Raw genomic sequence first — 392 nt, forward strand, 5'->3', positions numbered from 1 at the left:
GATGCTAGTGTCACCGATGCCGCCGGCAATACCGCCAGTGACACAGAAAATGGTGGGGTGATCGATACTCTTGCACCGACGGTTGATATCAACCCGTTGGCTGATAGCAACGACAGCACGCCTACCATCACTGGCAGCAGTGATGAAATAGGTGGGTTGGTGAGCATTACAGTCACCGATGCCAATGGTGATATACAAACCTTAACGGCGACAGTACTTGCAGATGGCAGTTGGTCGGTGGATGTACCGACCCCGCTTGCAGAAGGTGCTTTTGTTGTTGATGCCAGCGTCACCGATGCCGCCGGCAATACCGCTAGCGACACAGAAAATGGCGGAGTGATCGATACTCTTGCGCCAACCTTTGATATTGATCCGTTGGCTGCGACGAACGA

Annotated in this window: 1 protein-coding gene; it reads left to right on the forward strand. The window is 53.3% G+C overall.

The window, feature by feature from the left end:
• Nucleotides 1-392, forward strand: a 392-nt coding sequence (locus H5187_RS25280; RefSeq protein WP_259401780.1) for an Ig-like domain-containing protein, incomplete at both ends; no start/stop codon positions are given.

The sequence above is a fragment of the Pseudoalteromonas sp. SG44-1 genome (genome assembly GCF_014164315.1).
Taxonomy (GTDB): domain Bacteria; phylum Pseudomonadota; class Gammaproteobacteria; order Enterobacterales; family Alteromonadaceae; genus Pseudoalteromonas; species Pseudoalteromonas rhizosphaerae.